Below are 22,611 nucleotides of genomic sequence, written 5' to 3' on the forward strand. Positions count from 1 at the left end.
CCTGTGGGTCATCGCGCCACAGCACGGACCGGGCGCGTCGATAGGCGCACGGCGTAATCAAACTTTCGATTGACCGGGCGGACGACTCGGCTGTCAGTGGTCCCGCCTACGCTGGACGGGTCATGGAGAACCGTTCGCTGGCCCCTTCGCTGGCCCCCGTTCTGCGCGCCCTGCGCGGCTGTCTGCATCTGCTGATGGCCGCACTGCTCGCGCTCGCCGCCGTGCGCGCGATCGCCTCGGGCGGACCGGGCGCGGTCTGGGTGGTCGCGGCGTGTGCCGCGCTGGGTGCCGCCTATGCGGCGGGGCTGGTGCTGCCGGTCGTACGCCGCTCGCGGTCGGCCTCATTGCGCTGGCTCGCGGTGCTGTGCGCGCTGTGGGCCGTCCTGCTGGTGCTGACATCGGACGCGCTGTGGACCGCGTTCCCGCTGTTCTTCGTGCAACTGCATCTGCTGCCGCTGCGCTGGGGAGTGCCGCTGGTGGGGGTGACCGCGGCCGCGGCGACGGCCGGATTCAGCGCGCATGGCGGGGCACTCACCGCCGGTGCGGTCATCGGGCCACTGCTCGGGGCGGCCGTGGTGGTGGGCACCGTCCTCGGCTATCGGACGCTGTACCGGGAGAACGAACGGCGCCGCGAGCTCATCGAGGAACTGCTCGCCACCCGCGCGGAGCTGGCCGACGCCGAGCGGACGGCGGGCACGCTGGCCGAGCGCGAGCGGCTCGCGCGCGAGATCCACGACACCCTGGCGCAGGGCCTGTCCAGCATCCAGCTGCTGCTACGGGCGGCGGAGCGCACCCTGCCGGTGGACGCCGCCGCGCTCGGGCATGTCCGTGAGGCCCGGCTCGCGGCGCAGGACAACCTCGCCGAGGCGCGCCGGTTCGTCCGCGAGCTGGCGCCGCCCGATCTGGAGCACGGCTCGCTGACGGCGGCGCTGGAGCGACTGTGCGCTTCGGCCTCCGGGCCCGCCGTGCAGTTCAGCGCCAGCGGGATACCGGTCGAGCTGCCGACGCCGTACGAGGTGGCGCTGCTGCGGGTCGCGCAGTCCGCGCTGGCGAACACGGTGCGGCATGCGGGGGCGGGGCGCGCGGAGATCACCTTGAGCTTCATGGACACCTCGGTCGCCCTGGACGTGGTGGACGACGGGGCGGGATTCGACCCGGAGTCGGTGGGCGCGCGGCGCTCGGGCGACAGCGGATTCGGCCTGCCCGCGATGCGCTCCCGCGCCCAGGCGCTCGGCGGCACGCTGAGCATCGAGTCGGCGCCGGGCCAGGGCACAGCTGTGGCGATCACACTGCCGCTTCCGGTCGACGGTCGAGCCGCTGACGCGCGGCCGCTTTCTGTCGGCGAGCGCCCCGCCGACGCGCGACCGCTTCCGGTCGGCGAGCGCGACGCCGACGCGTACGCCGAGCACGGCGCTGGCTCCGCGCCGCTTCCCACTGCACTGCCGCGGGTCGGCGCCGAGGCCGCCGAGGCCGCCGAGGCCGCCGAGGCCGCCGAAGCGGAGAGTCCCGCCGACGCGGAGAGTCCCGCCGACGCGCTGACCGCTTGCGACGGTCCCGCTTCCGTTCCCTCCACTGCCTCCGTTCCGTCCAGTGAGATACCGGACACCTGCCTCCCGGCTGCGGGGGGTCGGATATGACGGGCCCGAGCGCGCCGATCCGGCTGCTGCTCGCCGACGACCACCCCGTCGTGCGGGCCGGGCTGCGGGCCGTGCTGGACACCGAGGCCGACTTCCGGGTCGTCGCCGAGGCGGCCAGCGCCGAGCGGGCCGTGGAGCTCGCGGCGTCGGAGCCGGTGGATGTGGTGCTGATGGACCTGCAGTTCGGCGCGGGCCGGATGCACGGCGCCGAGGCCACGGCCGCGATCTCCGCCCGCGGCGGCGCGCCGCGGGTCCTGGTGCTGACCACCTACGACACGGACGCCGACATCCTGGCCGCTGTCGAGGCGGGCGCCAGCGGCTACCTCCTCAAGGACGCACCGCCCGAGGAACTGGCCGCTGCGGTGCGCACGGCCGCCGCCGGGCAGTCCGCGCTCGCCCCGGCCGTCGCGCACCGTCTGATGGACCGGATGCGCGCACCCGGCGAGGCCCTCAGCCGCCGCGAGCTGGAAGTGCTGCGGCTGGTCGCCGACGGCCTGTCGAACCTGCAGATCAGCAAGCAGCTCTTCCTGAGCCAGGCCACGGTGAAGTCCCATCTGGTGCATATCTTCGCGAAGTTGGGCGTGGAGTCCCGTACGGCGGCGGTCTCCACGGCGACGGCGCGCGGGATGCTGCGGCGCTGAGCACCTGCCTGTGAACCTTGGCCAGATCTCGTGAACTCCAGCCAGATCTCGTGAGCCCCGGTCAGATCTCGGCGCGCACCTGCGGCACGGTCTCGCCGCGACGCAGGACACCGCGCGGGAACCGCGCCAGCGTCGGCGCCGACACGACCAGAACCGGGCGGCTCGCCCGCCGCTCCAGGTAGCGCCGCACTCTGCCCCGGGGCCGCCCCGCACCGATGACCAGCACATCGTCCGGACGGTCCGCCACGGCGTGCAGCGCGCGCCCCGGGCGGTCCAGGAGCCAGCCTCGGTCCCGTACGACCCGACGCTCGATGGCGAGCGACGGCGACTTCGTGCCGAAGGCCGCCGCGATGGCCCGGTCCAGCCGCCCCCGCGCCTGCTCTTCCCAGTACGAGGCCCACACCCGCTCCGGGTTGCTCAGAGTGAACTCCTCCTCCAGGGACGGCTCCCAGACCTGTACGGCGACGACCTGGCGGCCGCCGTCACGGGCCTCCCGTACCGCAGTGCGCAAGGCCGCCATCCCGGCGAGCGAGCCGTCCACCCCGACGACGATCCGGCCGGTACCCCCTCGCATGGCCTCGGCCACCTCGCTGCTCATGTCCTCACTCATCTGTGTGTCCTCCCTTCTTCCAGGCCAACCAAAAGGCCATGACCAGGAGTCTGTAGGGTGATTGGCCTGGACAGCAGGGCCAATCAGAGGGAAGTGGCATGGCAGACCTCCACACCGTCCATTCCATGGACAGAACGCTCGGCAGTCGGCAGCTGGCCGGGCTGGTCTCCGCCACGGCTGGGGACCACCCCGGGTACCGCGCGCTCGCGCGGGGTGTGCGCACGCTGCTGCTCGACGGGCGGATCGCCCTGCACACCCGGCTGCCCGCCGAGCGGGAGCTGGCCGGTGCGCTCGGTGTCAGCCGGGCCACCGTCACCGCGGCGTACGACCTGCTGCGCGAGGGCGGATATGCGCACAGCAGGCGCGGGGCGGGTACCTGGACCGACATCCCCGAGGGGCAGCGGCCGACCAATGTGGCCTCCCTCACGCCCACGGAGGATGTGCTCGACTTGGCGCTGGCCGCCCCGTTCGCGCCTCGGCAGGCACTGGCCGACGCGCTCACCGCGGCGGGCGCCCTGCTGGCCGCGCAGGTGCCGACGCCCGGCTACCACCCGTACGGGCTGCCGGAGTTGCGGGCCGCGGTCGCGGAGCGGTTCACCCGGCGCGGGCTGCCGACGCTGCCCGACCAGATCCTGATCACCTCGGGCGCCCAGCAGGCGGTCTCCCTCACCATCGGCCTGCTGGGCAGGCCGGGCGACCGGGTGCTGGTGGAGAACCCCTCGTATCCCAACGCCATCGACGCCCTGCGTGAGGCTGGTCTGCGTCCCGTCCCGGTGCCGGTGACCGAGGACGGCTGGGACAGCGACCTGGTGGAGTCGGCGCTGCGGCAAGCCGCGCCCCGACTCGCCTACCTGGTCCCGGACTTCCACAATCCGACGGGCGCCCTGATGCCGCCCGAGCAGCGGCTGCGCATCCTGGACGCGGCCCGCCGCACCGGCACCTGGCTGCTGATCGACGAGACGGTCACGGATATCGCCCTCGATGTTCCGCCGCCCGCGCCGTTCGCCTCGCTCGCGCACCACGGCGGGACCGAACAGCTGGTCACCGTCGGCTCCTTGAGTAAGAGTCACTGGGGCGGGCTGCGGATCGGCTGGGTCCGGGCGAGCTCCCGGGTGATCACCGAACTCGCGACGCGCCGGGTGCCCGCCGACATGTCAGGCCCGGTGCTCGAACAGCTGGTGGCGCTCGGCCTGCTGGAGGGGATGGACGACGTCCTGGCCGAGCGGCTACCGCGACTGCGGGAGCAGCGCGACGCCCTCGTCACGGCGCTGGCCCACCATCTACCGGAGTGGCGTTGGCAGTTGCCGCCCGGCGGGCTCTCGCTCTGGGTCGACCTGGGGCGGCCGGTGGCCTCCGCGCTGTCCCGGGCGGCGCTGGACCATGGTGTACGGATCGAGGGCGGGGCGCGTTTCGGCGTGGACCCGGGGACGTTCGAGCACCGGCTGCGCATCCCGTACGCCCTGCCGCCCGAGGTGGGCGAGGAGGCCGTACGCCGGCTCGCGGCGGCCATGGGTGCCGGTCTGCCCGCGTCCACGGGCGAGCAGGGCCGACCGCACTGGGTGGCTTAGACCCGCCCGCCCGAGGTGACGCTGTTCAGTTCGCGGGGTCGGCGGCGATGGCGTTGCGCCAGACGGTGAGGTCGATGTTGACGTACTTGCTGGGGTCGCTCTTGGGCGAGAAGTGGTTGAAGGTGACCAGTCCGATGTGCCCCGAACTGGTCAGCACACAGAACTTGGGAGCCCTTGCTCAGCCGGTCGAGGGTGATGTCCGAGGCGTAACGCGTGTCCGAGCGGCAGACCTCCAGGCTGCCCTTCTGCGCGTTGTTGAGCAGGACCATCTTGCTTCCGTCGCCGGAGGAGAAGCGCTCGCCCACATAGGCGATGTTGTACTGGAGGTCCTTCGCGGTCTCGTCCGAGTCGTCCGGCTTCACCGGGTCGTCGGTGAAGGACACGTGGTAGCCGCCGGTGAGATCGATCCCCGAGGTCTTGACGGGGTCCGGATCGGGCACCGGCTGCGTGCCGTCATCGTCGTCGTCGCTCTCCTGCCCGGAGGGCTCGTCAGAGTCCTCCGGCGCCTGGCCCGTGCGGCCGGCGTCCGTGTCCGTGTCCGTGTCCGTGTCCTGCTTCTTCTTGTCGTCCTGCTGCGCGGCCTGGTTGCTCTTGCCGCTGTCGCTGTCTCCGTCCCGGGTCAGTACGTACGCGGCACCGGCGCCTCCGATGCCGAAGACGAGGGCCACGGCCACCGCGACAGCGAGGGTCCGGCTCTTCTTCGGCGGCGCGGAGGGCGTCGGCTGCGGGCCCGTCACCTGGGGGACGGGCTGCTGCGGTACGGACTGCTGCGTGGCGGGCTGCTGCATGGCGGGCTGCTGTGGCGCCGTCGCCTGGTACGCGGCGGGCCCGAAGCCCGGCGGGGGCGCGGCCGGGGCCGAGAGCTGCGTGGGCACGGGTGGCACGGGCTGCCCCGGAGCGGTGACCGGCGGCGCGGGCTGCGCCGGTGCGGGAGCGTGCGGCGGCGGGGTCTGCGCCGGGGCCGGGGCTGCCGCACGTACGGTGATGTCCGCGGCGACCGCGCCCGGCAGCCAGTCCTCGGGGCGCCGCAAGACGGTCTCGGTGTTGGCGGCCTGGCACAGGGAGATGACGTCCGTGACCGACGGGCGGTCGGCCGGGTCCTTGGCGAGACAGCGGGTGACCAACTCCCGCAGGGCGTCGGGGAGGCCGGTGAGGTCGGGCTCCTCGTGCACGATGCGGTAGAGCACCCCGTGCGAGGTGCCCTCGCCGAAGGCCGGGCTGCCGATGGCCGCGTAGGCCGCGATCTGCCCGAGCGCGAAGATGTCCGTCGCCGCGGTCACCTGCCGCCCGGCGGCCTGTTCGGGGGCCATGAACGCGGGGGTCCCGATGGTGACGCCACTGCCGGTGAGCGAGGTGGCGTCGGCGGCGCGGGCGATGCCGAAGTCGATGACGCGCGGGCCGTCCGCGGCGAGCAGGACGTTGGACGGCTTGAGGTCGCGGTGCACGATGCCCGCGCCGTGGATGACGTGCAGCGCCTCGGCGATGCCCGCGACCAGCAGCAGTACGGTCTCCACCGGCAGCGGCCCGTGCTCGGCGACGGCGGCGGAGAGCGCGGGCCCGGGAACGTAGGCGGTGGCGAGCCAGGGCTTGGCGCTCTCGGTGTCACTGTCGATGACGGGTGCGGTGTAGAGGCCCTGGACCCGCTGGGCGGCCTGTACCTCCTGCTGGAAGCGGCGGCGGAACTCCAGGTCCTCGCTGAAGTCGGGCCTGATCACCTTGATGGCGACGGGGCGCCCGCCGGGTGTGTACGACAGATACACCTTGCCCATGCCGCCCGAGCCGAGCTTGGCGGTGAGCCGGTACCCGGCGACGGTGCGCGGGTCGTCCTCCTCCAACTGCTGGAAGATGCCGCCCGCCGCTTCCTGACCACTCATCAATTCCGCCCCCCACCGCGCACTTCAACCACTTCGACCACTTCATCCACTTCAGACGACCGGAACCCTATCCGACCCCGGAGATGCGATATGCAGTCCCTATGGAGGATCTGAGTGACGGGGAGAAGCCGCTGGTCGCGGGGCTGTTGCTGGCAGCGGGTGGTGGGCGCAGGCTCGGCGGGCGGCCCAAGGCGCTGCTGACCCATCAGGGGCGTCCGCTGGTGGAGCACGCGGTACGGGTGCTGCGCGAGGGCGGCTGCGGACAGGTGCATGTGGTGGTGGGGGCTTCGGCGGCGGCGGTTCGGGAGCGCGCCGACCTGTCCGGGTGCGTGGTGGTGGACAACCCGGACTGGGAGCAGGGCATGGGGTCCTCGCTCCGGGTCGGCCTTGACTCGTTGGCGCGGACCGGCGCTCCGGCCGCGCTCGTCAGCCTGGTGGACCAACCCGGGATCGGCGCCGCGGCGGTGTCCCGCGTCCTGGCGGCGTACGCCTCACCGTCGAGCCTCGCCACGGCGGCGTACGACGGAACCCGCGGGCATCCGGTGCTGTTCGGCGCTGACCACTGGGCGGCGATCGGGGCGAGCGCGGTGGGCGACCGTGGGGCGCGGGCGTATCTGGCGGAGCACGAGACGGAGATCACCCGGGTCGAGTGCGGGGATGTCGCCGAGGCCTACGACATCGACACACCGGGCGATCTGCGGCACCTGGCGTGAAGCTGGGGCACCCTTGAGGAGGGTCCGGGCCCGGAGAGTGAAGGGCCTGGCACTCAGCGCCACGGTCTGTCGACGAGAAGAATCTCGACATCAACAAACCATTGAACTTCCGCGATAAGAAATCTACTATCCACTGGTCAGAAGCGCCCAGACCGTAATTGGCGCCTGCGACCGCATCTCGGAACGTTGAATCGCCCACGGCACCCCGTGCCGTAGCGAGTGCCACCCGGCGGCCGCGCCAGGCACCGCCCGCTGAAGGAAGTGACAGCTCATGTCCGCACCAGCGCCGTCCCCGCTGGCCATCGTCGACGCCGAGCCCCTGCCCCGGCAGGAAGAGGTCCTCACGGACGCGGCCCTCGCCTTCGTGGCCGAGCTGCACCGTCTGTTCACGCCCCGGCGTGACGAGCTCCTCGCCCGCCGTTCGGAGCGCCGCGCCGAGATCGCCCGCACCTCGACCCTGGACTTCCTCCCGGACACCGCTCAGATCCGCGAGGACGACTCGTGGCGGGTCGCGCCCGCCCCCGCGGCCCTGAACGACCGCCGGGTGGAGATCACCGGTCCGACCGACCGCAAGATGACCATCAACGCCCTGAACTCGGGCGCCAGGGTCTGGCTCGCCGACTTCGAGGACGCATCGGCTCCCACCTGGGAGAACGTCGTCCTCGGCCAGCTCAACCTGATCGACGCCTACGAGCGAAAGATCGACTTCACGGACGACCGTACCGGCAAGTCGTACGCCCTGAAGTCCGCCGACGAACTCGCCACGGTCGTGATGCGGCCGCGCGGCTGGCACCTGGAGGAGCGCCACCTGCGGATCGGCGACCGTGCCGTGCCCGGTGCGCTGGTCGACTTCGGCCTGTACTTCTTCCACAACGCCAAGCGGCTGATCGAGCTCGGCAAGGGCCCGTACTTCTACCTCCCGAAGACCGAGTCGCACCTTGAGGCCCGCCTCTGGAACGACATCTTCGTCTTCGCCCAGGAGTACGTCGGCATCCCGCAGGGCACCGTCCGCGCCACCGTCCTGATCGAGACCATCACCGCCGCGTACGAGATGGAGGAGATCCTCTACGAGCTGCGCGACCACGCGGCCGGGCTGAACGCGGGCCGCTGGGACTACCTGTTCTCGATCGTGAAGAACTTCCGTGACGGCGGCGCCAAGTTCGTGCTGCCGGACCGCAACGCGGTGACGATGACGGCCCCGTTCATGCGCGCGTACACCGAACTGCTGGTCCGCACCTGCCACAAGCGCGGTGCGCACGCGATCGGCGGCATGGCCGCGTTCATCCCCTCGCGGCGGGACGCCGAGGTCAACAAGGTCGCCTTCGAGAAGGTGCGCGCCGACAAGGACCGCGAGGCCGGGGACGGCTTCGACGGCTCCTGGGTCGCCCACCCGGACCTGGTGCCGATCGCCATGGCCTCCTTCGACGCGGTGCTCGGCGCCAAGCCGAACCAGAAGGACCGGCTGCGCGAGGACGTCTCGGTGTCGGCCGGTGACCTGATCGCCATCGACTCGCTGGACGCCAAGCCCACGTACGAGGGGCTGCGCAACGCGGTCCAGGTCGGCACGCGTTACATCGAGGCGTGGCTGCGCGGCCTCGGCGCCGTCGCCATCTTCAACCTCATGGAGGACGCGGCCACGGCCGAGATCTCGCGCTCGCAGATCTGGCAGTGGATCAACGCGGGGGTAGTCTTCGAGAACGGCGAGCTGGCCACGGCCGAGCTGGTCCGCAAGGTCGCGGCCGAGGAACTCGGCAAGATCCGCGAGGAGATCGGCGAGGAGGCCTTCGCGGCGGGCAACTGGCAGCAGGCCCACGACCTGCTGCTCCAGGTCTCGCTCGACGCGGACTACGCGGACTTCCTGACGCTGCCGGCGTACGAGCAGCTGGCCGGCTGACCTGAGTCTCGCGCTCGCGCCTGCGCCTGCGCCTGCGCTCCTGACTGTGCCCCGCCGGCCGACCGGCGGGGCACAGTCGTCCCCAGACGTCGCCTCCGTACCGCGTCGGCGGTGTCGTACGGTGGGGTGCTCCATGGGGCGGGGCGCTCTGACGCACAGGGGGTTGACGGAAGCGGTGATCAGCGCTAGACGCAGCCTGGCCGGGAGCCGGGAGCCGGGAGCCGGGAGCCGGGAGCCGGGAGCCGGGAGCCGGGAGCCGGGAGCCGGGAGCCGGGAGCCGGGAGCCGGGAGCCGGGAGCCGGGAGCCGGGAACCGCGAACCGCGAACCGCGAACCGCGAACCGCGAACCGCGAACCGGAAAGCCAGGCGGGGACCGGGAGCGGGGCGCGGACCGCGAACCGGGAGCGCGGGCTGCTGCCCCCGCTGCGGGTCCCCGTCGGGGACGATGCCGCGCGGTGGCGTACGTTGCGCGGCGAGCGGTTGGTCGTTGCCGTGGCCCGCACCGTCACCTCCACCGTCCGCGTCGTGGACGTACTGCGTCCCGTCCTGCGCGACGACCCCCGCGTGGACGTCGTCTTCGCGTACGACCCCACCTCCGCGTTCAACGACGGCGTGTACGACCTGCTCCGCGCCCTCGGTGCCCGCGTCATGCCCTGGGACCAACTCCCGCACGCCAAGCCCGACCTGATCGTCACGGCCACCGAAAACGCCGACCTCACAGACCGCGGCGGCGACGCCCCCGTCCTCGTACTCCCGCACGGCGTCGGCTTCCACAAGGTCGTACCCGACTCACGCGGTCCGTTCGACCGGCTGGCCGGAGTCGTCCCCGACGCGCTGCTGCACAGCGGGCGCGCGTGGCTCGCGATCTCCCATCCGGACCAGGCCGACCAGCTGCGCGCCGCCCACCCCGCCGCAGCCGGGCGGACCGTCCTGGTCGGCGACCCCTGTTACGACGCGCTGTTGGAAGGCCGGAAGCTGCGCGCGCGGTATCGCGCGGCACTCGGCGTCCCGGACGGGCGCCGCCTGGTGATGCTCAGCTCCACCTGGCGCGAGCAGTCGGTGATCGGCGGGGACGCGTCGCTGCCCGCCCGGCTGCTCGCCGAGCTGCCCCGGGACGAATACGCCGTCGCCCTGGTCACCCACCCCAATGTCATCGCCGCGCACGGCCTCCTCCAGCTGGAGAACGTGCTCGGTTCGGCGCTCTCCAGCGGCCTGCTGCGGATACCTCCGGACGCGGGCTGGCAGGCGACCCTGCTCGCCTGCGACCTGCTCATCGGCGACCACGGTTCGGTCTCCTTCTACGGGGCGGCCCTCGGCACACCCCTGCTGCTCGGCGCGTTCGGCGAGCACGAGGTCGTACCCGGCACCCCCATGCGGGAGTTGGGACGGCTGGCCCCGCACCTCGACCCGTACGCACCGCTGCGCCCGCAGCTGGAGCGGGCGCTCGACCGCCACGACGCGGACCGGTTCCGCAAGTTGGGCGAGCGCGCGCTCGCCGTACCCGGACAGGCACTTGGACGCCTGCGCGAGACGGTGTACGACCTGCTGGAACTGCCCGCGCCCACCAGCCCGTCCGTCCGCCGCCTGGCCCCGGCCGACCCACGCCCGGCCGCCGTCGACGCCGTCGACGCCGTCGACGCCGAGAACCGCGCCTCCGTCATCCTCACCCGTACAGACGGCGAGCCGGGCGCGGAACGCGTATCCGTCGAGCGATATCCGGCAGCCGTCGGGCACCTGATCGACGAGCCGGTGGACGCACTCAGCGCCTTCCGTCACCTCTCCAGCCCTGACGACGCACACGCCCAGGAGACCGCCGAGAGCGCGTCCGTGCTCGTACGAAGTGCCCAGGCCCGTACGGCAGTCGAGGCCGCTCGCTGGATCGGGGACACGCTCGCCCGCTACTCCGGAGCGCTGCTCGCCGCCACGACCGTCGCGGGCGGCGGCTGCCGGGTGGGGCTGGTTGACGGCCGTACGGTCGAGGTATCGGCGACCGGCCCGGTGACCGACCCGGAGGTGCTCGCCGCCGTCGTCTACGCGTGCCTGCGCGCGGGCATCGATGTGACACCGAGCCCGTGGACCTGCCTCACGCTGGTCTTCGCGGGGCGCGAGGAGGACGTCGTAGTGCGCCCGCTGCCGACTCACTCCACCCCCGATCAGAGCCTGCGCCGCACCTCGTCGGCGCGCGGGCTGCCGCCTTCCTCGTAGATCTCCAGCGCGCGCAGCAGATGCTCCCGCCGCGAGTCGAGGTCACCGCGCTCCCCCGCGAGTTCGGCGAGCTGTTCGCGGGCCGGTGCCTCGTAGTGCACGGCCCTGACCTCGCGCAGCATCTCCACCGCCGATGTCAGCTCCGTGACGGCTTCCTCGCCCTGCCCCAGGTTCCTCAAGCAGGCACCGATCGCGGCCTTCGCCCGCGCGCCCATCCGTCGGTCGCCGCCGTCACCGATGGCCATGAAGCGCGCGTACGCGTCCCTCAGGGTGGCCAGCGCCGCGCTGTGCCGACCGGCCGCGTCCTGTGCGCACCCCATGAAGTACAGCCCGATCGCGATGCCGCGCGGATCGCCGTGCCGGCGGTAGAGGTCGAGTGCCTCCGCGTAGACGGCGATGGCGCGCTCGCCGTCGTGCCGGTCCCAGTAGCGCCCGGCGAATTCGCGGGCGGAGGCGCGCAGCAGCAAGTGCCCGCTCTCGTCGGCCCGTTCGACGGCCGTCTCCAGTTCATCGCGCGCCCGGTCGTCCTCGCCTCGGTCGAGGAGGGGGCGGGACAGCAGGCAGCGCAGGCGTGCTTCGACGGCCGGGTCTCCGTCGGCGACGGCAGCGCGGACGCCGAGTTCGCCGGACTCCACCCAGTCGGCCAGGTAACGCCGGTTGAGGTACAGCGCGGTGAGGGCCTCGGCGAGGTCGGTCGTCTGCTGCCGCAGTCCGATGGCGGCCGCGGCGCGTACGGCGGCGAGCAGTTCGGCTCGTCGGCTGTCCAGCCACTCCAGCGCCTCGGACCTGCCCGTGAAGGGGCCGTCGTCAGCCATCCGCTCCGTCACCCGGTCCGTATACGTTCCGGCCCGCAACCGGCCGCCCATCACGGCGAGATCGGCGTACGCGGCGTAATTCAGCAGGTGGTCGGCACTCCGCCGCACGGCCGCGTCCCGTTCCTGCGCGGCGTCCTCGTCCTCGGCCCGCTGCCGGGCGTGCAGCCGTACGAGATCGTGGAAGGCGTAGCGTCCGTCCTCCGCGCTCTCGATCAGGCTGGCCTCCTCCAGTACGTCGAGGAGTTCCGCCGCCTCCCACTCGGTGAGCCGCGCGAGCGCCGCGGCGGTCGCCGTGTCCCACCTCCGCCCCGGATACACGCCGAGCAGTCGGTACATCCGTGCCGCGTCGGGGCCGAGCCCGTCGTAGGCGACGTTGAAGACGGCGGTCACGAGCTTTTTCCCTCCGGTGCGCAGGGCATCCAAACGGCGCTGTTCGTCGGCGAGTTCGGTGGCCAGTAGGGCGAGGGTGAGCCGTCTGCTGCTGAGCAGCCGGGCGGCGGCGACGTGCAGGGCGACGGGGAGCCCCGAGCAGTACCCGACGATCCGGGCGGCGGCCTCGGGCTCTTCGGCGACCCGGTGCGCTCCGCACAGCTCGCCGATCAGCTGGAGCCCGTGGTCGGCGGAGAGTGGTCCCAGGGTGAGCAGTTGGGCGCCGTCCAGGACGAGTTCGGCCAGGCGGTCCTGGCTGGTCGCCAGGACGACACTGCCGGACCCGCCGGGGATCAGCGCTCTGACCTGTGCGGGTTCGGTCACGTTGGCCAGGACCACCAGCACCGGTTCCGCCGCTGTCCTGCTGCGGAAGAGGGCACTCAACTCGCCGAGCGTCGGCGGCAGATAGGGGTCGGCGACGCCGAGCGCCCGCAGACATCCGCTCAGTCCCGCCGAGACGTCGGCGCCCTGCCGGCGGCGCAGCTCGGCGAAGTCGACGTAGAAGTCCCCGCCGGGGAAGCTCTCCCGCTGGCGCTCGGCCCAGCTGCGGGCGACGGCGCTCTTGCCGATGCCGGGCAGTCCGCTGAGCACGGTGAGTCCGGTGCGGCCGTCGATGGAGTCGAAGGTGGTGGTGCGGTCGACGAACGTGGCAGGTCCGCGCGGTACTTGACGAGGGGTCACCGGGGGTGGGGGTGGCGGAGGCGCGACATGTATCTGGCCGATCGTCCCGGCCTGGACGACGGGCCCGCCTGCGGTTCCGCCGAACTCGTTCCGCACGCCTTCGGCGCCCATGCCGCCCCCATCGGATTCCCCTGCACGACCTCCCCGTACGCTACCGACTTTCCCGGACGAAGGGGTGTCGGCCCGCGGTGCTGCGGGAGTTCGTCGGGCAGGTGCGGGAGTTCATCGGGCAGGTAGGCGACGGGCGGTTCGGCTGGGCGGCGGGGCAGGAGTTTGCCGAGGGAGATCCCGGCCATGACCAGGGTGCTGGCGGCGACGACTGTGGCCAGTCGTTGGAACCCGTCCCGCCTTGCGGCCAGCGCCGAGGCGCCGCCGACTCCCAGGGCCCCGGCGAACGGCAGTCCTCCGTACATGTCTCCCCCTCGCTACCGAACGCCTTCAGGTGCTGTGCCAGCGCTCTTCACGGCGGCACGCCATGTCCCACAACGACCGTACATACACCGCATGTTGGAACATGTCGTAGAGGAGTTCGACGCCGAGTGTGCCCGCGAGGAGTTGGCCGCGCCAGCCCGCGCCACGGGCGGTGACGACCTTCTCGACCACGAACACCAGCCCGACGGCGAGCCAGAACGGTGAGAACCTCGGCCGCCCCTTGGTCAGCATCCACACCGTGAACACCAGATAGAGGCTGAGGGCGACGACGGAAAGCCCCATGAATGTCTGGCGGACGATGTAGGGCGCGGTGACCCGTGTCCAGCCGTAGTCCCGGAGATTCTCCAGGGCGCCGCGCTGCCAGCGGAGTCTTTGGTGCCACAGTCGGGGAACGGTCGACATGACCTCGGTGACCACACCGCAGCCCGGCGGTGAGACGGTGCGATATCCGAGGGTGCGGACCGCCTTGGTCATTTCGTCGTCCTCGGTGAGCGAGGCAAGTGAATAGTAGGAGTCGCCGCCCCCAATACGACCCGACAGGCGGGCGTCCTTGACTTCCCTCAGGGTGGCCGCACGGAAAAGAGTCGCGGTTCCGGTGAGAACGTCGGCACGGTATTTGCGGCGCGATATCTCACGGGCGTACCGGTGGAATTCGAGGCGTTGCAGGGCGCCGAGGAGTCCGCCGCCGCGCTCTCCGTAGAAGATGCCGCCGACGGCTCCGACCGTGGGGTGCATGGCGGCCTGCGCGCTGGCCAGGAAGGCGGGCCACAGGGTGGTGTCGGCGTCCTGGACGAGGACCAGGTCGCCGTCCCGCAGTCCGGGCAGGACGCGGTCGAGCGCCTGGTTGAGCGCCCCGGCCTTCTTGTGCCGGTTGTGCTCGGAGGTCAGGACCGCGGCTCCGGCGCCGCGGGCGACCTCTGCTGTCGCGTCGGTGCAGCTGTCGGCCATGACGACGATCAGGTCGGGGGTACGGGTCTGGCGGCGCAGCGCCGCGATGGCGGCGGCGATGCGTCCGGCTTCATTGTGGGCCGGGATGAGCCCGACGACGCGTGGCCGCGGCCTTCCGTCGGCATCTGACATTCAGAAGCTCCTGACGCTGGCGGTGCGAGGTCCCCGGCAAAGGAAATCTACAGGTGTGGGTGTACGTCAATACCCCTGCCGCGTCGTGGCCGTCGCTTTGCGAAAACACGGTGGCATGTTTCGGCCACGGCATGATCGACCGGGGCTGGCCGAATCGCGCTGTAGGGATGAAGGGCGAATCCGAGTAGTGTCCGACGCGCTTCGCCGTATCGAGCCCGTATCGACTCCGTATCGACGACTCCATTGCGACTCCATTGCGACTCGATTGCCCGAAATGCTGTTGAAATCGATACGGATTAGTTCCGTCGGGCGGAATCCGCCGCAGAACCGAAGGGGAGAGGCAGCAGCGATGACCACCAGCTCGAGTGTTTCCACGCAGGCGTCAGCAGCGCACCCGGACGGCACGATCACGACGGTCGCCGGAAACGGCAACGCCGGGTGGCAGGGCGACGGTGTCGCCATCAGCACCCGGATCAACCACATCCGGGGCGTCGCGAGTGACGCGGAGGGCAACCTCTACATCGCCGACACCCACAACCACCGTGTCCGCAAGGTGACTCCGGACGGGCGGATCACCACCATCGCCGGAGACGGCAACGCCGGATGGACGGGCGACGGCCAGGCCACCAGCAGCCGGCTGTACCACCCGTGGGGTGTGGCGGTCGACGCGGAGGGCACGGTCTTCATCGCCGACCGCAGCAACCACCGCATCCGCAAGGTGACGTCGGACGGGCGGATCACCACCATCGCCGGGGACGGCAACGCCGGATGGACGGGCGACGGCCAGGCTCGCAGCGCCCGCCTCAACTACCCGTACAGCGTGGCCCTCGACAGCGCCGGAAACGTCTACGTCGCCGACCGTAACAACCACCGCATCCGCAAGATCACCCGCGATGACCGGATCACCACCATCGCGGGAGGCGGGACCGCCGGATGGATCGGCGACGGCCAGGCCACCAGTACCCGCCTCAACTACCCCGAGGGCCTGGCGGTGGACGCGGAGGGCGTCGTCTACGTCGCCGACACCCACAACCACCGTATCCGCAAGATCACTTCGGACGGCTACATCACGACCATCGCGGGCTACGGCCCGGCCGGGTGGGACAACGACGGCCAGGCCACCAGCAGCAAGATCCACACACCGACCGGCGTGACGGTCGACAGCGCGGGCATCGTCTACATCGCGGACTGGGGCAACCACCGCGTCCGCAAGGTCACCACCGACGGCCGCATCATCACGATCGCCGGCTACGGCCCCGCGGGCTTCGAGTCGGACGGCGGCCCGGCACAGAGCAGCAAGCTGTACTACCCGGCCGATGTGGCGCTCGACCCGCGCGGGAACCTCTTCATCGGCTGCTACGGCAACCACCGCATCCGGCAGGTCGCCGGCGTCGCCCGGGTGGAGCCGCCCACTCCGCCGCTGGCCGACCTGTACGGCGAGGTGGTGGCCCCGGCGTCGGCGCAGCGCGGCCAGGAGTTCGACCTCGGCGCGCGGGTCAAGAGCCGCGGCCCGGCGACGGTCGACGGCCAGTACGTGACGGTGGTCATGCACCTCGCGGAGGGCCTGGTCAGCGTCCCGGGCGGGACGACGAAGCGCTTGTCGCGTACCTTCGCGGGCAGCCAACTGATGCCGTACGGCGGCGCGTTGGACGGCGTGTTCCGGGTGATGGCTCCGCAGGGGGCGTCGGCCGGGGTGTACGAGTCGAGCCTGGAGATCCAGTACGGCGGGGACCTCAACCTCAAGAACAACACCGAGATCCTGCGGGTGAACATCATCGTCCCGGAGCCGGTGGCCGACGAGACGGCGCTGACGATCTACCAGGACTCGGTGCCCGAGGTGGCACCCGGCCAGGAGAGCACGGTGGACCTGCGGTTCGTCGGCCCGGTGCACCAGCCGGTGGACCCGGGGCGGCTGCGTCAGGTGTACACCGCGCCGAGCGGGTTCCTGTTCAGCGGCCAGGCACGGTACGCGTACCACAACACCCCGGCCGGCCTGGTCTCCGGCGATCTGGTCTGCGACGTCCAGGACGGCGGCCGTACGTTGATCGTGTGGGCCAACCCGCATCTGAACACGGCCGACACGGACACCGGCGACCTCGTCTACTCGCTCGGCATCCAGGCCTCGCCCGACGCCACACCGGGCATCCGGTACGACGGCGCGGCCAGCATCGGCCAGCACGCCCCCGTACAGCTGCGGGCCCGGGTGGCCAGCACGGCCGACCAGCGCGCGCTGGTCACGCAGAAGGACCCGGCGGCCGCGCGGGTGCGGCCGGGCGAGCAGTGGGACTACGACGCGCTGAACATGGTCGTCACCAACTCCGGCCAGAGCACGCTGGGTACGCATGAGGTGGTCTTCACCGCCCCGCCCGGAATGCGCTTCATGGAGGACAGGGTCGCGATGTCCCGGCAGCACGGCACCCAGGAGGTCATCTGCTCGGGTGAACGCTCCGACGACAACTGCGTGTTGACCTGCCCGGCGGTCCCGTTCGACCTGGCGCCCGGCCGGTGGGCGACGATCTACCCGGCGCTCGAGGTCGACGCGGACGCGTCCCGCGGCACGGTACGCGGCGGCATCCGGATTGGCAGCCCGGTCTTCGCGACCGGGCACTCCACGGCCGTCATCGAGTAGCCCTGTCGTCTGGTAGGCCAACCCCCGGCCTCGGCCGCCCCGTTCACCGAACGGGGCGGCGCCAACCCCCGGCCTCGGCCGCCCCGTTCACCGAACGGGGCGGCCGTCGCCGCGTAACTCGGCGCGCCTGCCGAGCGCCTGCCGCCACGAGGGAACAATGGGGCCGGTGTTCGTTCACGAGTTCGGGAAAGCGGGAGTCAGCAGTGGCGATGGTCGGCCTGTTCTGGATAGATGTCGATGAGGACACCGTGTATCTGGGTGCCCCGCCCGACATCCTCGGTCGCACCGTCCTGGTGAGCGATGCGGGCCTGGAGGGGGTCGGGAACGAGCAGGCTGGCAGCTGGGCCTGGGCGGAGGTCCGCGAGGTCGCCGTGCTCGGCGCCCCGGTGAGGTCGGCGGTCCGCCGGAGTCTCTCGATGGCGGGGACACTCCTGCTAACCGCAGTGTCCGGCGGCCCCGTCGACGACGCCCCGGCCATGACGGTACGCGTCGATACGGCGGACGGCCAGCGGGAGTTGACCACCTCCACCGCTGCGGCGGGAGGCTACGGGCAGGACGAGTTCGACCTCTCGCAGGTCCTGCTCGACCGGTTCGCCGACGGCTCGGCGCGCCCTTCCACGCTGGTCGAGTGGGCCCGTACGCACTCTGGCGGAACCCCTCACCGCGCTGATCGCGAGGCGCTGCTCAGGGCGTGGGCTTGTCAGTGACCGCTTCCGGTTCCGCTCAGCGGGAGGAGTGACTCCAGGCGTGCCCCGCTGTTCCAGGAGCCGAACAGGTCGCGGTTGAGCGCCACGATGTGGTGCTTGAGTGCGAGTTCGCGGGCGTGCCGGGTGTATTCGCAGGTGGCGACGAACAGCGCGACATCCGCGCAATGTTCGTTGACGGCCATGCCGACGAACTTCTGCATGTCGCCGCTGGGCACGGTCCGGTGCGGCGCGTAGTGCTTGACCTGCACGACCAGGCGGCGCCCGTCGGGCATGGCGCCGAGGATGTCGGCGGCCAGGTCACCTGACCCGCCCACCACGCGCACCCCGGTGCACCCGTCGCGGCGGCACAGCTCGGCCACGTACCGCTCGAAGTCCTGCCAGCTCATGGCGTCGATGGCCGTCATGGACCGTTCCAGCTCCGCACGCCGTTCGCCCTCGCGCCAGGCGCGATCACGGGTGCGCGCATGCCGGTGCGTCCGCCACAGGAACCACGCCACTGTGGCGGCCACTCCCGTCCCGGAGATGCCGAGCAACAGCCACGGCTCCCGCGCCAGTACGAACAGGCCCACGGCGACGCCGCCCGCGCCCAGGAGGACGCGCCTCCGACGTTCCCGCTGGCGTCGCGCCTTGCCGTGGCGCCCCTTCCGCCTGGCCATCGCGTCACGCTCCCCCCCCCGGTGCCGGATGGATCTGAGGTGAAGTGTGAAAGCAGACATCACCCCCGCCAAGGGGGCGTTTACAGCCAACGGCCATTCGGAGGCAGCGCACCGGGGCAGGCGTCGGCCCCGGCCGCGGCCGAACCCCGATAACCTCCCCGGATGTCGAACTCGCATACGTACCGCACGTATGGCGCCATCCGCACCGGCAAGTTGTGGGCCACGGCCGCCGTGCTGTTCTTCGTCCTGCTCGGCTCTCTGGCGTTGTGCGTCTTCGATTCGCTGGAGTTCGACGAGCGGTGCGCCCAAGGCATGGTGGAGGGCCCCGGGCGGCTCCAGGACACCCGGCAGCAGTCGTTTCCCCCCGCGGTGATCTGCGAGTTCGAGCACGGGGTTGTCAGCGCCGGTGGCACGGGGCTGCTCGGTGCGGTGACCTGGCTGAGTCTGGCGGGCCTGGCCATGTGCGTACTGCTGGCGCTGCTGGCCGAATGCGTCGAGCTGCCCGCTGGACCGCGGGCGCCCCTCCTCATCTCACGGGCCGAGCGGACGCGTCGTACGGGAACGGCCCTGTTCGTCACCGGCTCCGCGTTCCTCATGGTGTACGGGCTGTTCGGCTGGCGACTCCTCGCGGGCCCGTCATCGGCCTGTTCGGCCGGAGCGGAGTGGGGGACCTTCCCGCCGGAGACGCTGGAGTACCGCCTGTTCCCGCCCCAGGCGACCTGCATGGCTCACAGCGGCAGAACATGGCACCTCAACGGGGACTGGGGCGAGGCTCTGGCGACGGCGTCGGCCGTCTACCTGGCCGTCGCCGGGGCCGGGTTCGCGCTGGCGTGGCGGCGCAGGCGAGCCGAGGTGCGGGGAGCGGGCGGCCGCGGCGTTCCGTAGCTTCGGCGGCTGGGGCGAAGCGCGTCGGCGCCCTCGTGCCGCGCCACTTCGCAGGCGCGCACCGCGCCACCGCGAGATCACCCCAGGTTGACAGAATTAGGTTTGCCTAACCTAAGATCCGCTCTCGTGCCCGACAACGATACGGCCGCCCTACCGGGCGCTCCCCCCACCCCAGCCGCGCGGCGCGTCCCACTGCTCATCGCCGGTGTCGGCGCGTTGCTGCTGTGCGCCGCGCTGAGCCTGGCGCTCGGGGCCCGGTCGGTGCCGCTGGCCACCGTCGTCGACGCGCTCTTCGGCGACGCGGACGGGCGCGACGCGCTGGTGGTCACGGGCCTGCGACTGCCGCGTACCGCCGTCGGACTCGCGGTCGGCGCCGCGCTCGGGGTGGCCGGGGCCGTCGCCCAGGGCATCACGCGCAACCCGCTCGCCTCGCCGACCACCCTCGGCATCAACGCGGGCGCGGGCTTCGCCGTGGTCGTCGCGATCTTCACGTTCCATCTCACCCAGCCCGCGCAGTACGTGTGGTTCGCCTTCGCCGGGGCGGCCGCCGCGGCCCTGTTCGCCCAGGCGCTCGCCCGGCGCGGCGGCGACCTCGACCCGGTGCGGCTCGCGCTCGGCGGCACCGTACTCCAACTCGTCCTGCTGTCCTGGACGTCGGCGGTGATGCTGGCCAGTCAGCGCACTCTGGACGAGGCCCGGTTCTGGCTGGCGGGATCGCTCGCCGACCGCACGCTCGATGTGCTGTGGCCGGTGCTGCCGACTCTCGTGATCGGCCTGGTGCTCGCGCTGGCTCTCTCGCCCGCGCTCAACGCCCTGGCGCTCGGCGACGAGTCGGCCCAGTCACTCGGTGTGCCGGTGGCGCGCATCCGGGTCGCGGGCGGCATCGCCGTGATCCTGCTGGCCGGTTCGGCGGTCGCCGTGGCCGGGCCCGTCGCCTTCGTCGGGCTCGCCGCGCCGCACCTGGTACGCCCGCTGCTCGGCTCCGACCATCGCCTCCTCGTGCCCGGCTGCCTGATCGCGGGCCCGCTGCTGCTGCTCGCCGCCGACGTGCTCGGCCGCCTCGTCATCCGCCCGTCCGAACTGCAGGTCGGCATCGTCAGCGCGTTCCTCGGCGCGCCGCTGCTGGCTCTGCTCGCCCGGAGGGTGGCCCGATGACCAGCGCCGCCGTACGGACTCCACGGGGCACCCAGGTCCAGCGCCGGGGGCACCGCACCGCCCTGCTGAGCGGCTGCGCCGTCGCCCTCCTCCTCGTGCTCGCGCTCATCTCACTCACCCGCAGCGAGATCCCGCTGTCCGTGTCCACCGCGCTCCGTGCGCTGGTCGGGCAGGGCGACGCGGGTGAGGTGTTCGTGGTCCAGGAGTTCCTGGCACCCCGGCTGGCCGCGGCCGTGATCGCGGGAGCCGGACTCGGCGTCGCGGGCTCGCTACTGCAACGGCTGTTCCGTAACCCGCTCGCCTCACCCGACGTCATGGGCATCACCGGCGGCGCCTCCTTCGGCGCGGTCGCGCTGCTGGCCGTCGGCGCCTCGCAGACGCTCATCCCGCTGGGCGCGCTGGGCGGCGGACTGCTCGCCGCGCTGCTGCTCGGGGTGCTCGCCTGGCGCTCGGGCCTGGGCGTCACCCGGCTGGTACTGGTCGGCCTCGCCGTGCAGGCGGGCCTCGCGGCCGCGGTGAACTTCATGGTCGTCAGCTTCCCAGCCGAACTCGCGGGCTCGGCGCTGCAGTGGACCACCGGCTCGCTGTACGGGCGGACCTGGCCGGAGGTGTGGGGTGCCGCGGGCGCGATGCTGCTGGCCCTCGCCTTCGCGTTCGGCCTGCACCGCAAGTTGGCCGTACTGGACCTCGGCGACGAGTCGGCGGGCGGGCTCGGCCTGAACACCTCCACCGCCCGCCTCCAACTCCTCGTCACGGCCATCACGTTGGCCTCGCTGGCCGCCGCGCTCTCTGGCCCGGTCGGCTTCGTGGCCCTCGCCGTACCGCACATCGTCCGCTTCGTCGCGGGCCCGCCGACGCCCGGAACGCTGGCGCTCACCGGCCTGGCCGGCGCGGTGCTGTTGCTCGCATCGGACCTGGTGGTGCAGCACCTGTTGCCGGTGGAGGGGCTGCCGGTCGGGGCGGTCACGGCGACCGTCGGGGCGCCCTGGCTCTTGGTTCTGATGATGCGTCAGGGCAAGCCCGTGAACAGGAGTACCGCATGAAGTCAGACCAGATGCAACCGGGGCAGGCGCAGTCAGACCGGACGCAGCCCGAGCAGGCGCAGTCAGACCGGACGCAGCCCGAGCAGGCACAGCCCGCGCAGGCGCAGCCGGAGCAGGCGCAACTGGGGCAGGCTCAGCCCAACGAGCTGTCCACCCACGGTCTCGACCTGCGCTACGGCGACCGTACCGTCGTCGACGGCCTCGACCTCGTACTCCCTGGCGGTGCCGTGACCGCCATCGTCGGCCCCAACGCCTGTGGCAAGTCGACCCTGTTGCGCGGCCTGACCCGGCTGCTCGCCCCTGCGGGCGGTACCGTCGCGCTGGACGGCGCCGACATTCACCGGATGTCCGCCCGCGCACTGGCCCTGCGGATGGGCCTGCTGCCGCAGCAGCCGGTCACGCCCGAGGCGATCACGGTGGAGTCCCTCGTACGGCTCGGCCGCTACCCGCACCAGCGGTTCCTCAGCCCGTGGTCGTCCGCCGACCAGGCCGCCGTGGACTCGGCGTTGGAGCGGACCGGTACGGCATCGCTCCGCCACCAGCCCGTGGACCGGCTCTCCGGCGGCCAGCGGCAGCGGGCCTGGATCGCCCTGGCCCTGGCCCAGGACACCGATCTGCTGCTGCTCGACGAGCCGACCACCTTCCTGGACCTACGGCACCAGCTCGACGTACTCGACCTGGTCGCCGAACTGCACTCCGAGGCCGGCCGCACCGTGGTGATGGTGCTGCACGACCTCGGGCAGGCCGCCCGCTACGCGGACCATCTGGTGGTTCTCAAGGACGGGCAGTTGGCCGCGGCCGGTGCGCCGGACGCGGTACTCGACGCCGAACTGGTCAGGTCCGTGTTCGACGTGGACTGCCGGGTGATCCCCGACCCGGAGACCGGCACACCACTGGTCATCCCCCGAGGCAAGGCCGCCAGGCACACCCGTGCCGCCCCCGCCTGACCTGCCCCCC

16 protein-coding genes and 1 pseudogene are annotated in these 22,611 nt (G+C 72.0%); 12 read left to right on the plus strand and 5 right to left on the minus strand.

The annotated features are described in order from the left end of the window. Positions 1-122: 122 nt before the first annotated feature. Positions 123-1,316, plus strand: a pseudogene (locus U9R90_RS06355) (sensor histidine kinase); the annotation flags it as partial. A 317-nt stretch (positions 1,317-1,633) separates the two neighbouring features. Further along, positions 1,634-2,278 (plus strand): response regulator, encoded by a 645-nt coding sequence (locus U9R90_RS06360; protein ID WP_411055398.1) that lies wholly within the window; start codon positions 1,634-1,636, stop codon positions 2,276-2,278. Between the two features lie 61 nt (positions 2,279-2,339). Here U9R90_RS06360 and U9R90_RS06365 read toward each other — a convergent pair whose 3' ends face one another. Then, complete coding sequence (locus U9R90_RS06365) at positions 2,340-2,888, minus strand: universal stress protein (RefSeq protein WP_411055399.1); 549 nt, start codon at positions 2,886-2,888, stop codon at positions 2,340-2,342. Positions 2,889-3,013: 125 nt separating this feature from the next. Between U9R90_RS06365 and U9R90_RS06370 the strand changes: the two genes are divergently transcribed. Beyond that, entirely contained in the window at positions 3,014-4,456 is a 1,443-nt protein-coding gene (locus U9R90_RS06370) for a PLP-dependent aminotransferase family protein (protein ID WP_411055400.1), read from the plus strand. On the opposite strand, the gene U9R90_RS06375 is transcribed toward U9R90_RS06370, so the two are convergent. Further along, a complete protein-coding gene (locus tag U9R90_RS06375) occupies positions 4,453-6,330 on the minus strand; it encodes a protein kinase domain-containing protein (protein WP_411055401.1) in 1,878 nt (625 codons plus the stop codon). The genes U9R90_RS06370 and U9R90_RS06375 overlap by 4 nt on opposite strands. Positions 6,331-6,431: 101 nt before the next feature. Between U9R90_RS06375 and U9R90_RS06380 the strand changes: the two genes are divergently transcribed. From U9R90_RS06380 to U9R90_RS06390, 3 genes are all read left to right on the plus strand, one after another. Beyond that, complete coding sequence (locus tag U9R90_RS06380) at positions 6,432-7,043, plus strand: NTP transferase domain-containing protein (RefSeq protein WP_411055402.1); 612 nt, start codon at positions 6,432-6,434, stop codon at positions 7,041-7,043. 271 nt (positions 7,044-7,314) lie between these two features. Beyond that, on the plus strand, positions 7,315-8,937 hold the full coding sequence (gene aceB / locus U9R90_RS06385; protein ID WP_411055403.1) for a malate synthase A: 1,623 nt from the start codon (positions 7,315-7,317) through the stop codon (positions 8,935-8,937). A 492-nt stretch (positions 8,938-9,429) separates the two neighbouring features. Beyond that, a complete protein-coding gene (locus tag U9R90_RS06390) occupies positions 9,430-11,142 on the plus strand; it encodes a CDP-glycerol glycerophosphotransferase family protein (RefSeq protein WP_411055404.1) in 1,713 nt (570 codons plus the stop codon). Here the strand turns inward: U9R90_RS06390 and U9R90_RS06395 are convergent. After that, positions 11,091-13,178, minus strand: a complete 2,088-nt coding sequence (locus U9R90_RS06395) for a hypothetical protein (RefSeq protein ID WP_411055405.1) — start codon at positions 13,176-13,178, stop codon at positions 11,091-11,093. The genes U9R90_RS06390 and U9R90_RS06395 overlap by 52 nt on opposite strands. A gap of 327 nt (positions 13,179-13,505) precedes the next feature. Beyond that, positions 13,506-14,579, minus strand: coding sequence for a glycosyltransferase family 2 protein (locus U9R90_RS06400; protein ID WP_411055406.1), 1,074 nt, complete (start codon positions 14,577-14,579; stop codon positions 13,506-13,508). Between the two features lie 349 nt (positions 14,580-14,928). Between U9R90_RS06400 and U9R90_RS06405 the strand changes: the two genes are divergently transcribed. Both U9R90_RS06405 and U9R90_RS06410 read left to right on the plus strand, forming a co-directional pair. Further along, on the plus strand, positions 14,929-17,208 hold the full coding sequence (locus U9R90_RS06405; RefSeq protein WP_411055407.1) for an NHL repeat-containing protein: 2,280 nt from the start codon (positions 14,929-14,931) through the stop codon (positions 17,206-17,208). Between the two features lie 209 nt (positions 17,209-17,417). Then, complete coding sequence (locus tag U9R90_RS06410; RefSeq protein ID WP_411057655.1) at positions 17,418-17,915, plus strand: hypothetical protein; 498 nt, start codon at positions 17,418-17,420, stop codon at positions 17,913-17,915. Here U9R90_RS06410 and U9R90_RS06415 read toward each other — a convergent pair. Next, positions 17,909-18,571, minus strand: coding sequence for a restriction endonuclease (locus U9R90_RS06415; RefSeq protein ID WP_411055408.1), 663 nt, complete (start codon positions 18,569-18,571; stop codon positions 17,909-17,911). The genes U9R90_RS06410 and U9R90_RS06415 overlap by 7 nt on opposite strands. 162 nt (positions 18,572-18,733) lie before the next feature. On the opposite strand from U9R90_RS06415, the gene U9R90_RS06420 reads away from it, so the two are divergent. From U9R90_RS06420 to U9R90_RS06435, 4 genes are all read left to right on the plus strand, one after another. Continuing rightward, a complete protein-coding gene (locus U9R90_RS06420) occupies positions 18,734-19,456 on the plus strand; it encodes a hypothetical protein (protein WP_411055409.1) in 723 nt (240 codons plus the stop codon). Between the two features lie 192 nt (positions 19,457-19,648). After that, positions 19,649-20,611, plus strand: coding sequence for a FecCD family ABC transporter permease (locus U9R90_RS06425; RefSeq protein ID WP_411057656.1), 963 nt, complete (start codon positions 19,649-19,651; stop codon positions 20,609-20,611). After that, the gene (locus U9R90_RS06430; protein WP_411055410.1) at positions 20,608-21,654 is read left to right on the plus strand and encodes a FecCD family ABC transporter permease; all 1,047 of its coding nucleotides are present in this window, start codon (positions 20,608-20,610) and stop codon (positions 21,652-21,654) included. The genes U9R90_RS06425 and U9R90_RS06430 overlap by 4 nt, the downstream gene beginning before the upstream one ends. Then, positions 21,651-22,601, plus strand: a complete 951-nt coding sequence (locus U9R90_RS06435) for an ATP-binding cassette domain-containing protein (RefSeq protein WP_411055411.1) — start codon at positions 21,651-21,653, stop codon at positions 22,599-22,601. Before U9R90_RS06430 ends, U9R90_RS06435 begins: the two co-directional genes overlap by 4 nt. The last annotated feature ends 10 nt before the right edge of the window (positions 22,602-22,611 follow it).

The organism is Streptomyces sp. E11-3 (genome assembly GCF_046540415.1).
In the GTDB taxonomy this organism is placed as follows: Bacteria; Actinomycetota; Actinomycetes; order Streptomycetales; family Streptomycetaceae; genus Streptomyces.

Bases quoted from the DNA above. Each gene is read 5' to 3' on its own strand.
- U9R90_RS06400 (WP_411055406.1), bottom strand. From the start codon at position 14,579: ATGTCAGATGCCGACGGAAGGCCGCGGCCACGCGTCGTCGGGCTCATC.
- U9R90_RS06395 (WP_411055405.1), bottom strand. From the start codon at position 13,178: ATGGGCGCCGAAGGCGTGCGGAACGAGTTCGGCGGAACCGCAGGCGGG.
- U9R90_RS06380 (WP_411055402.1), top strand. From the start codon at position 6,432: ATGGAGGATCTGAGTGACGGGGAGAAGCCGCTGGTCGCGGGGCTGTTG.
- aceB (WP_411055403.1), top strand. From the start codon at position 7,315: ATGTCCGCACCAGCGCCGTCCCCGCTGGCCATCGTCGACGCCGAGCCC.
- U9R90_RS06420 (WP_411055409.1), top strand. From the start codon at position 18,734: ATGTCGAACTCGCATACGTACCGCACGTATGGCGCCATCCGCACCGGC.
- U9R90_RS06415 (WP_411055408.1), bottom strand. From the start codon at position 18,571: ATGGCCAGGCGGAAGGGGCGCCACGGCAAGGCGCGACGCCAGCGGGAA.
- U9R90_RS06410 (WP_411057655.1), top strand. From the start codon at position 17,418: ATGGTCGGCCTGTTCTGGATAGATGTCGATGAGGACACCGTGTATCTG.
- U9R90_RS06375 (WP_411055401.1), bottom strand. From the start codon at position 6,330: ATGAGTGGTCAGGAAGCGGCGGGCGGCATCTTCCAGCAGTTGGAGGAG.
- U9R90_RS06430 (WP_411055410.1), top strand. From the start codon at position 20,608: ATGACCAGCGCCGCCGTACGGACTCCACGGGGCACCCAGGTCCAGCGC.
- U9R90_RS06405 (WP_411055407.1), top strand. From the start codon at position 14,929: ATGACCACCAGCTCGAGTGTTTCCACGCAGGCGTCAGCAGCGCACCCG.
- U9R90_RS06360 (WP_411055398.1), top strand. From the start codon at position 1,634: ATGACGGGCCCGAGCGCGCCGATCCGGCTGCTGCTCGCCGACGACCAC.
- U9R90_RS06435 (WP_411055411.1), top strand. From the start codon at position 21,651: ATGAAGTCAGACCAGATGCAACCGGGGCAGGCGCAGTCAGACCGGACG.
- U9R90_RS06365 (WP_411055399.1), bottom strand. From the start codon at position 2,888: ATGAGTGAGGACATGAGCAGCGAGGTGGCCGAGGCCATGCGAGGGGGT.
- U9R90_RS06370 (WP_411055400.1), top strand. From the start codon at position 3,014: ATGGACAGAACGCTCGGCAGTCGGCAGCTGGCCGGGCTGGTCTCCGCC.